The sequence below is a fragment of the Micromonospora sp. LOL_024 genome, assembly GCF_048060415.1.
Lineage (GTDB): Bacteria > Actinomycetota > Actinomycetes > Mycobacteriales > Micromonosporaceae > Micromonospora.
Genome location: NZ_JBHMIS010000059.1, coordinates 1 through 10,196, shown reverse-complemented (window position 1 = coordinate 10,196; position 10,196 = coordinate 1). Strand labels below are relative to the sequence as shown.

Genomic DNA, 10,196 nt, shown 5'->3' with positions numbered 1-10,196 from the left:
GGCCAGTGCCGGCCCGCCCGCACAGGACTGCCGGTCGGCGCGGTACGTCAACAGCAGACCGGGGCTCCGCCGGGCTCGGCCATCATGGCGAGCCGGGGCAGCGGACCCGGCCCGCCGGAGTCCAGCTGCTGCGGCGGGCGGCTCGGGTTACCGGTCTGGACCGACGACGCGGCCCGCCAGAGGAGGTCGACCGCGGCACCGTCGGGCCGTGACACCCGGTGCAGGTTGCGGTAGCCGAGCCGGCGGTACAGGCGAAGGTTGGCCCTGCCGTGCACCTCCGCGTACGTCGGCAACCCGAGGTTGTCCATCCACTGGTGGCTGCCGGCGAGGACCGCTGCGGCCTGGCCGGCCCGGTCGACATCCGGCGGTGCGGCGAGAAAGGCGAGGTGGTTGTGCGCCTCGTCGGGCCGCCGCGCGGCGAGCAGGTCATCGAGCCGGCGGAAGCGCACGACGTGGTGGCCGCAGGCGTCGTCGAGTCGCTCGTCGTAGCGGGGTGGCGGTGGGATCGGGCGGTATCGGTGGAACCACACGGTGGCGGCGGTGCCGTCCTTGAGTAGGAAGGCGTCACCGAACAGCAGGGCGTGCTCGACCCAGATTCGGGCCACCGCAGCGATCATCGCAGGCCGTTCCCGCTGTTCGGGCACGAGCCATGCCCCGAGGGAGGTCGGGACGACGGTGGCGGTGACAAGGTCCACGAGCCAGTCGATGTCGCACCATCGGGCGCGGTTGACGGGCAGAGAGACGTGCATGAGAACTCCTGGTAAGACGGAAGGTCAGCGAGGAAGGACCCGGCCGGACCGGGCCGCGCGGACGCGCGCGGGCGGCGGGACGGGGCGGTGACGGACAACCGGGTGCGGCGCTCGACACCGGGCGAGTCGGCCGGCCACCACAGTCGTGGCGGCGCGGCACATCACGTCCTCCGGTCAGGCCGGTCTGCTGCGTGGGCGCGGGGATCGGGAGGAGTGGCGCCGAGTGCGGTCCGGCCGGGTTACCCGGCCGCTGGCCGTAGGCGGCGCCCAGGCGTCCAGGACCACGTCGGCGGCGCCGCCGTGGGAGGTCGGGCTCGGGTCCACACCGCCGGTGCCGGGCGCCGACGAGAGGGGTGCCGGACCCGGGGTGCGCTCGGCCTGCCGGTCCGGGCGGTTCTTGGTGCCGCCGGCCGACTTCGCTCCGGCGCGCGGCGACGAAGGAGCAGACCCAAGGGAGGCGGTACCCGCACTGGACCGGCCAGGAGTCACCGCGTCGGTGGCGGCCGGGTCGACGGGCGGCACGACGTCGACCGGCGGCGTCCCGTCGACCGGCGGCCCCGTGGGATCCGGGGTGGGTTGCGGCACCGGGTCCGGCTCGGGCGCGTCCGGGGCCGGTTGGGGCAGGGCCACGACGGGATCCAGGAGATCGAGTATCGGGTCGAGCGGGCCGAGGACCGGTGCCAGCTCCCGCAGGATCGGTTCGAGATCGGCCACGATCGTGTCGAGCAGTGGTGACGTGGGGGCCAGCAGTTGGCTCAGCGCGGCGATGAGCGGTTCCGCGAGCGGGCCGAGGGTGTCGGCCACCGGCACGACGAGCCGCGCCACCGCGGCGGGTACCTGGTCCTCGCCGACCGCCGGGCGGGACCCGGCGCGACGCGGCGCGGTCGGTGCGGCGTCGGTCGGGAGGCGGCCGGGCGACGAGGGCCCAGGCACCTCGGTTGACGGCGAAGGCGGCACCGGCGGGGTCGGCTCGGTGGACGGCGCGGCCACCTCCGTCAGCGGGGACCCGTGTTTGGCCGGGGACGGCGGGGCGGCGGGAGGCGCGACCGGTTCGGCCGGCGCGTGGTTGACCGGTGGCGCCTGTCCGACCGGCGCTACCGGCCGGGACGGCCCAGTGGAAGACCGGTCGGCGGCGACCACGGGGGTGAGGACGGCACGGATCAGGTCAGTGGCGGATGCGGCCTGCCGGGCCGCGCTCTGCGTCGACTGGTCCCCGACCACCGGTGGGTGCTCGGCGGCGCGCGCGGGAACCGTCGTCGCCATGTCGTAGCCACACCAGGCCGCACCCACGCCCACGGTCAGGAAACCCACCCGTAGCGCAGCGCGGACGAGGCGGCCACGCCGTCGACCCGTCACCGGCGCCTCCACCTGCCCGACCACCACCAACTGCGTCCGCACACTAACCCAGCGCGACACCTGCGTCACAGCGCGCCGGGCGTGTCGCTGCGGAACGGGTACTGGTCCAGCCAGGTGAGGAGTGGACGTGTCCCCCACCACGCCGCCTTGGCACCCAGTTGGGGTGTCGCCTACAGCGCCGCCCTGCTGTTGATCACCATCGGCGGGGCGGCGCGGACCGACGGACCGCTCAGTGGCCGCGATACAGGGCGGCGACATCGTCAGGAAAGTGCTCCTCCACCGTCTGGCGCTTGACCTTGAGGGTGGGGGTGAGTTCGCCGTCGGCCTCGGTGAGGTCCCGGGGCAGAATGCGGAAGGCCTTGACCTGCTCGGCATGCGAGACGCTCCGGTTGGCCTGGTCGACCGCGTCCTGGATCTCGTTACGCAGCTGCGGGCTGTCGCGCAGTTGGGACACCGACGCTCCGGGATGCCCGTGCTGGTCCCGCCACCGTCGCCACCCGTGAGGGTCCACCGTGACCAGCGCGGAGACGTACGGGCGGCCATCGGCCACCAGCATGACCTGGCTGACCAGCGGATGCGTCCGGATGCGCTCCTCGATCGGCGTGGGCGCGAGATTCTTGCCGGCGGCCGTGACCATGATCTCCTTCGCCCGTCCGGTGATCCGCAGGAAGCCGTCGTCGTCGAGCCGGCCGAGGTCACCGGTTCGCAACCACCGGTCCTCGGTGAGCGCCGCGCTGGTCGCCTCCGGGTTGTTCCAGTAGCCGGTGAACACCATCTCGCCCCGGGCGTGGACTTCCCCGTCGTCGGTGACGCGGATACACACTCCCGGCAACGGCCGGCCGACCGTGCCGATCCGCAACGCCGTCGGCAGGTTGGCGGTCAACGCCGGGGACGTCTCGGTCAACCCGTAGCCCTCCAGCACCGTGATGCCCGTACCCCGGAAGAAGTGGCCAAGCCGCTCACCCAACGGGGCGCCGCCCACGATGGCCAGCCGGCACCGTCCACCGAGGGCGGCGCGCATCCGGCGGTACGCGACGAGGTCGCACAGTTCGTGCGCCAGGCGCAGCGGCAACGACGGCCCCGTCCCCGTGTCCAGAGCCCGGCTGTAGCGCAGGGCCACCCGTTCGGCAAACGTGAACAACCATCCCCGGTGGGCGTCCTCGGCGCTGTGCCGTGCCTGGTCGTGCATCTTCTCGAACATCCTGGGCACCGCGAGGACGAAGGTCGGCCGGAACCGGCGCAGTTGGTCGAGCACCCCGGACACGTCGGCGCTGTGCACCATGGTGGCGCGGGTCTGCACCATGCCGACCTGGATGAGCCGGGCGAAGGCGTGCGCGAGCGGGAGGAAGAGCACCGTCGACGCGCCCGGATGGAGCAGCTGCGGCAGGGCGGCGGTGGCGTTGCCGATGTCGGCGGAGATGTTGCCGTGCCGCAACACGCAGCCCTTCGGCGGGCCGGTGGTGCCGCTGGTGTAGACGATCGTGGCCATATCCGCGCCGGAGACCGCGCGCCGTCGGGCGTCGAGTTCGCCGGTATCGACGGTACGGCCCTGCGCGGCCAACACGATGAGGTCGCCGGCGTCGATGCGCCACGTCTGCCGCAACGCCGGTAGGTTCTCGCGCAGTCCGTTCACGGTGATCAGGTGCTCGGCGCTCTCCACCACCGCGCCGACCGCACCGGAGTCACCGAGTATCCAACTGATCTGTTCGGCGCTTGAGGTGTCGTAGACCGGCACCGGCACCGCGCCGATCGCCCAGAGCGCGTAGTCCACGAGCGTCCACTCGTAGCGGGTACGGCTGAGCAGCCCGACCCGGTCGCCGTGGACGACTCCGGCGGCGAGCAGACCTCGGGCCACGGCTGACACGTCGTCGCGGAACTGTCGGCAGGTCACCGGCAGGGCGCCGCCACGCCCGGAGCGGCGGACCGGCCACGACCGGGGATCCGGGTCCGGTCGTACGAACTGCACCGCGTCCGGATCCTCCGCCGCGTTGCGCCACACCTGTTCGGCCAGGCCGGCATCGTCGCCGCTGACAATCGGGTCAACCGCTGTCTCCCGCACGCCCGCCCACCCTGCCGTCGCATCCCGAAGCGCTGCGCCTACATCCTGACCCCCAAGCCCCCACCAGCTCCCCTGAACACGAAAACCCGCGCCCGCCGAGCCCCGCCCCGCCGATCTAGGGACCTTCGTTGTCGGCGGAGATCATGTAGCGACCTTTGTCCCTAGATCGGCGAGCTCGTGGGGTGGGCGCCTGGAGGCCCAGACGGTCGAGACGCCCTCCGGGTGGCGGGTGGTCGGTCACCAGTCATGGACGGTGCCGTCGTTGAGCCGGTTGAACGGCAGGTACGCCGGCCGGTACGGGAACCTAGCGGCGGCCTCGGCGTCCAGCTCCACGCCGAGGCCGGGCTGCTCGCCGGGGTGCAGGTAGCCGTCGGTGAAGGTGAACGACTGGCGGAACACCTCGTCGGTGAGTGACCCGTGCCGCATGTACTCCTGGATGCCGAAGTTGTGGATGGCCAGGTCCAGGTGCAGCGCGGCGGCCATCCCCACCGGCGAGATGTCGGTGGGGCCGTGGATGCCCGACTTGATCTGGTACTGGGCGGCGAAGTCGAGCAGCCTACGCATGGCGGTGATGCCGCCGGTGTGGGTGACGGCGGACCGGACGTAGTCGATGAGCTGTTCGGAGATCAGGGTCTGGTAGTCCCAGACGGTGTTGAAGACCTCTCCGATCGCCAGGGGCGTGGTGGTGTGCTGCCGGACCAGCCGCAGCGCCTGCTGGTTCTCCGCTGGCGTGCAGTCTTCCAGCCAGAACAGGTCGTACGGTTCGAGCGCCTTGCCCAGCTTGGCGGCCTGGATCGGGGTCATCCGGTGGTGACCGTCGTGCAGCAGCGGCAGCTCCGGGCCGAACTCGTTGCGGACCGCCTCGAAGACGCCGGGCAGGTGACGCAGGTACGCGCGGGTGTCCCAGTCCTCCTCGGCCGGCAGCGGGATGCGCTGGGCCGGCTCGTAGTCGTAGCGCCTGCCGTCGGCACTGCTCTGGGTGGCGACGCCGTAGACGGCGTTGATGCCGGGCACCGAGGTCTGCACCCGGATCGACCGGAAGCCCTGGTCGAGGTGGGCGCGGACGGAATCGAACAGCTCCGGCAGGTCGCGGCCGGAGGCGTGCCCGTACGCCATGATGCCGGTCCGCGACGCACCGCCCAGCAGCTGGTAGAGCGGCATGCCGGCGGCCTTGGCCTTGATGTCCCAGAGCGCGACGTCGACGGCGGCGATGGCGGCCATGGTGACCGGCCCCCGCCGCCAGTACGCCGAGCGGTAGAGGAACTGCCAGGCGTCCTCGATGCGGTGCGCGTCCCGCCCGAGCAGCAACGGCACCACGTGATCGCGCAGGTACGTGGCCACGGAGAGTTCACGACCGTTGAGGGTGCCGTCGCCGAGCCCGGTGATGCCGTCCGCTGTGGTGATCTTCAGGGTGACGAAGTTGCGGTCCGGGCTGGAAACGATGACGTCGGCAGCGACGATTTTCACGAGGGGTGCCTTTCTCGCGGGCTGTGCTGAGCGGAGGGTGGTTCCGGCGGCCGGATACCCGGTCATGGATGCGAATCTATACAGAAGACGACATGGATGCGATGGGAGCAGGCCCGCGGCAGCGTGCTGTCACGCGCGGCGTCTCGGATGCTCCCCCGTTCAGCTGAGCGACGTACCCCTCGGCCGAGCGGAGCGTCGGTGTCGGGGGTCCTGCGTACGATGCGACCTATGGCGTTGTTGCACCGGGCGGAACTGCACCCCACCAAACTCGAACTGCTGGCGGCCTGGCTACCGACCCGCGACTGGTACGACGGCGAGGCCGGCGCGAAGGTGGTGCGGGTGGCCGCGTACCGGTTCGACGACCCGGCCGGTGAGGTTGGGATCGAGACGCTGCTGGTGCGGGCCGGTGATGGGCCGGTGTACCAGGTGCCGCTGACCTACCGTGGCGCCCCGTTGGAGGGCGCCGACTACCGGCTGCTGGACACGATGGAGCACTCGGTGCTCGGCCGACGCTGGGTTTACGACGCGCCCGGCGACCCGGTCTACGCTGCCGCGCTGGCCGACGCGGTCCTCGCCGGTGCCGGGCAGGCCATCGAGTATTTCGAGTTCGACGGCGGCCGGGAGGTGCGTCCGCCCAGCATGGACATCACCAGTGACGCCTCCGCAGGTGTCCCCGCGCCCGCCTTCGGCCCGGTACGCCGGGTGGTCGACGGCGACCCGACGGTCATCGTCACCGAGACGGTCGAGTTGGCCGTGCTCCGCCGGCCCGGCACCGTGCCCGCCTCGGGCGACGCGACGTTGACCGGCACCTGGGACGACGTCAGCGCACCCCTGGCGTACGCCGTCGTGCGCTGACGCCACGACGCCGGCACGGGCCCCGACCTGTGCCGGGGCCCGTGCCGCGTCCGTCCAACGGTCTGCCGGCTGGACGGGCAGCCTTCAGTCAGGGAAGGCGGCTAGTGCGGTATCCTGAGATTCCCCTGGTTGAGCGACCTGATGCGCCGCAGCCCGACCCGGGCGACGGAGCGGTCGGGCCGTCGGCCAGAGTCGGGGTCCGCCAGTCCCGCCACTGGGCCAGGTTGCCCGCCTTGCGGCTGGAGATCCGCATCGTGCCGGCGGCGTTGCCGGTCTTCGGCAGGAACCGCCGGGTGCGGTCCGCTGCCGCACCGCGATCGGCGTACGGATTCGGAAGTGGTCCGAACTGGGGATCACGATTTTTGTGGGCGCTTTCCGGATCTCGCCAGTCAGCCAGCTGGCAAGCATTTCCAGCTGCACCGTCGAGAGTCGGAATCCATATTCGTTGAGTCATACCATTCGCCTGCCCCGGAGTCCTCAGAATAGTCAGTCGCCCTTCTCCGGGCGTAAGCCGGCCGGGAGCGGGCGTGTCCGGTTCGAGCAACGTGCGAGACCCGAACCGTGAGCGAAGTGGTCAGGCGATCGAACAGGGCACGCCGTTCAGACTGAATGCCGAAGGTCGGCCGGTGTTGCCGGTGTGGGTCGCCTGGAAACCAATTTCGGTCGAGGCGTTCGGTGCCAGGCCGCCGTTGTAGGAGACGTTTCGGGCCGTCACCGCCCCGCTTGACGGGGCGTAGGACGCGTTCCACCCGTTGGTGATGGTCTGACCGGCCGGCAAGGTGAACACCAGTGACCAGCCGTTCACCGTCGTGCCACCCGTGTTCGTTATCCGTACCGAGGCGGTGAGTCCGGTGTTCCACGCGTTGACCGTGTAGCCGACCCGACACGCGCCCGATGGCGGCGGGGCGGTGGTGGGCGGCGGCGTGGTGGGCGGGGCAGTGGTGGGCGGGGTGGTGGTGGGCGGGGTGGTGGTGGGCGGCGTTTCACCGCCGATAGCACCCGGCACGGCCCGGAGCGCGTCGTACCAGACTGTGGCCATCTTGCTGTAACCACGGGTGTTGGGGTGTACGCCGTCTGCCAGGTCGGCGAGCGTCAAGGCGCTGTACATGTCCACCAGGTGCACCCGGGCCCCGGCGTTGATCTTGCTCTGGACGATGCCGGGGATTGCCGCGTTGAACGCTCGGACCTGGCTGTCGGCTCCCGACCGCGGGACGATGGTCGCGACGAACACGTCCGCCGACGGCGCCGTCGCCGTGATCCGGTCGATCAGGGCGGAGAGCCGGGACGCCGCGCCGGACGAGTTGCCGACCATGTCGTTGGTTCCGATGTGCAACATGACCGTACGCGGCGTCGTTGTCCGCAGCCAGTTCACCACATTGGCGTCGATCTGAGCGATCGTCCAGCCCGAGTGGCCCTCGTGATCGCGGTCGCCGAGACTGCTCGGGCCGTTGGACTTCGAGCCGACGAGGTCGACCTGGTAGCCACCGGCCACCAACTTCTGCCACAGGTCGATCCGATATCCGCCAGGCACGTTATACCCGTCGGTGATCGAGTCTCCGAGCGGCATCACCCGCACTCCGGCGTTCGCTGCGGCGTCCGTCGGGCCGACGGCGAACACCATCGCGGTGGTCGCGACGGCGGCGACGGCCGCGATCAGCGCCGACAGCTGGAATCTCCGCGCCATGAGAACCTCCCACTTCGAAGCATTTTGGTTTGGTTGGTGCTTGTACGCCGGCAGCACGTGCCGCCGGATGACGTGACCCATAGCAACTATTCACCAGAGCGGCACCATCTGCGATTTCGCAGCGGCGCAATCGACGACTTCACCACTGAAGTCAGCGATCGACGATTTCCACGAACAGAACACCGCAGTCGACGGGCGTCGACCTGACACCGACAAGGCTCGCCCGGACTCAACCTCGCACGATCGAATGCTGCATGAACCAAGTGAGCTGACACCGAGCGCAGCCGATGCGTGCGCGCGGAGCCGCCCCAAGCTCCTGACGTCGAGATTAGCGGGTAAACGCTTACAGGGGCAACCATTCGCCGTTGCGGACTTATAATCCAATGCTGTACATCAATGTCGGTGCGTAGGGCGAGAGACTGCTGGGACGTCCCGTCAGATCTCGCCGACCCGGCTCTCCTACCTGGGGTGGAGGTGTGGCTACGACCAGTGGCCGCAGGTGCGGCTCGTGGGCGGGCGCGGTCGGCGGCCGGGCTGAGAAGCATCTGCAGGCATGACTACCAACCTTCTCCGGCAGGCCCGCTGGCACCGCCCACTGTTGGCGTTCGTCTCGGCGATGGCGGTGCTCGCCCTTGTCAGCGCGATCGGCATCGTCGTCGACCAGCGGATCATGACGGGAGTACCGATCTGGCTCAAACCGTTCAAGTTCTCGGTGTCCTTCGTCCTGTACGGCCTCACTCTCGCCTGGATGCTCACTCTGCTTCGCCGGCGAAGCCGGATCGCGGAGTGGGCGGCCACCGTGGTGGTCGCCATGGGGGTGGTCGAGATGACCATCATCGTCGGACAGGTGCTGCGCGGCACGGCCAGCCACTACAACGAGACCAGCGCGTTGAACTCCACACTGTGGCAGCTGATGGGTGCGGCGATCATGGTGCTCTTCGCCGCCCACCTCGTCATCGGTATCGCGGTGGTCCGGCAACCGATCGCCGGCCGGGCCGCCCGGTACGCGGTCCTCCTGGGAATCGCTCTGGCCCTGCTCGGCATGCTGGTGGCGATACCGATGACGCAGTCCGGCCAGGCCCCCGCCGTCGAGGGGATCGCCGGGGCGCACAGCGTGGGTGTGCCGGACGGCGGCCCGGGACTGCCGCTGGTCGGATGGAGCACCACCGGAGGGGATCTGCGGATCGGACACTTCGTCGGGCTGCACGCCCTGCAGGTGCTGCCGATCCTGGCACTCCTGCTGAGCCGTTTCGCCGGTCGGCGGCTGGACGAGCACACCCGGGCGCGCCTGGTGCTTGTCGCGGGAGCCGCATACGGTGCCCTCACGATCCTGCTCACCTGGCAGGCCCTGCGTGGGCAGCCACTGCTGCGCCCGGACGCGCTCACTCTGGCCGCCACCGCGGCGCTGGTGGCCACGACCACGACCGCGATCCTCACGGTGCTGCTCCGGGGCCGCCGCCCGACCACCACACCGGGCACGGCTACGGTTCCGGGCGCTACGAGCCAACTGGAGGTGCCGGCATGAACGCCACACTGTTCACGCTGACGTTCGCGGTGGCCGCCCCCTTCTGGGCCCTGATGATCCTGCTGCCGAGCTGGCGGGTGACTGCCCGGATCGTCCGGTCGCCGCTGATCGTGATGCCCGCAGCAACGATCTACGCCATCCTGGTGCTACCGGCGCTCGGAGAGGTCCTGCCGACGGTGGCCTCCCCCACTCTGGACGCCGTGCGCGACCTGCTGGGCACCGACGACGGTGCGGCGGCGGCCTGGGCGCATATGATCGCGTTCGACCTGTTCGTCGGCCGGTGGGCGTGGCTCGACAGCCGGGAGCGGCGGATGCCGGCGCTGGTCATGGCGCCGGTGCTGGTGCTGACGATTCTGCTGGGGCCGCTCGGACTGGCCGTCTACCTGGCGGTCCGGACCAGGTGGGGCCGGCCACCGGCCGCTCGTAGTGCCGACCCGCAGCGCCTAGTACGGCAGCCGCCTTTCGTGAGGTGACCTCGGGTCCCGCCGGAACGAGGACGGC

8 protein-coding genes are annotated in these 10,196 nt (G+C 70.6%); 3 read left to right on the top strand and 5 right to left on the bottom strand.

Annotation, left to right across the window (positions count from 1 at the left end; all coding sequences use genetic code 11):
• Positions 1–47: 47 nt before the first annotated feature.
• The 4 genes from ACFHWY_RS26880 to manD all read right to left on the bottom strand — a co-directional run bounded on the left by ACFHWY_RS26880 (position 48) and on the right by manD (position 5,631).
• The gene (locus tag ACFHWY_RS26880; protein WP_416583048.1) at positions 48–749 is read right to left on the bottom strand and encodes a hypothetical protein; all 702 of its coding nucleotides are present in this window, start codon (positions 747–749) and stop codon (positions 48–50) included.
• 174 nt (positions 750–923) lie between these two features.
• Positions 924–2,147, bottom strand: a complete 1,224-nt coding sequence (locus ACFHWY_RS26875) for a hypothetical protein (RefSeq protein ID WP_416583047.1) — start codon at positions 2,145–2,147, stop codon at positions 924–926.
• A gap of 187 nt (positions 2,148–2,334) precedes the next feature.
• The gene (locus ACFHWY_RS26870; protein ID WP_416583046.1) at positions 2,335–4,164 is read right to left on the bottom strand and encodes an AMP-dependent synthetase/ligase; all 1,830 of its coding nucleotides are present in this window, start codon (positions 4,162–4,164) and stop codon (positions 2,335–2,337) included.
• A 237-nt stretch (positions 4,165–4,401) separates the two neighbouring features.
• A complete protein-coding gene (gene manD, locus ACFHWY_RS26865; RefSeq protein WP_416583045.1) occupies positions 4,402–5,631 on the bottom strand; it encodes a D-mannonate dehydratase ManD in 1,230 nt (409 codons plus the stop codon).
• A 228-nt stretch (positions 5,632–5,859) separates the two neighbouring features.
• Between manD and ACFHWY_RS26860 the strand changes: the two genes are divergently transcribed.
• A complete protein-coding gene (locus ACFHWY_RS26860; protein WP_416583044.1) occupies positions 5,860–6,486 on the top strand; it encodes a CG0192-related protein in 627 nt (208 codons plus the stop codon).
• A 574-nt stretch (positions 6,487–7,060) separates the two neighbouring features.
• On the opposite strand, the gene ACFHWY_RS26855 is transcribed toward ACFHWY_RS26860, so the two are convergent.
• Entirely contained in the window at positions 7,061–8,170 is a 1,110-nt protein-coding gene (locus ACFHWY_RS26855) for a cellulose binding domain-containing protein (protein WP_416583043.1), read from the bottom strand.
• Positions 8,171–8,723: 553 nt separating this feature from the next.
• Here ACFHWY_RS26855 and ACFHWY_RS26850 point away from each other — a divergent pair.
• Together ACFHWY_RS26850 and ACFHWY_RS26845 are read left to right on the top strand one after the other, a co-directional pair.
• Positions 8,724–9,695, top strand: coding sequence for a hypothetical protein (locus tag ACFHWY_RS26850; protein ID WP_416583042.1), 972 nt, complete (start codon positions 8,724–8,726; stop codon positions 9,693–9,695).
• Positions 9,692–10,168, top strand: a complete 477-nt coding sequence (locus ACFHWY_RS26845; RefSeq protein WP_416583041.1) for an ABA4-like family protein — start codon at positions 9,692–9,694, stop codon at positions 10,166–10,168. The genes ACFHWY_RS26850 and ACFHWY_RS26845 overlap by 4 nt, the downstream gene beginning before the upstream one ends.
• Positions 10,169–10,196: the final 28 nt, after the last annotated feature.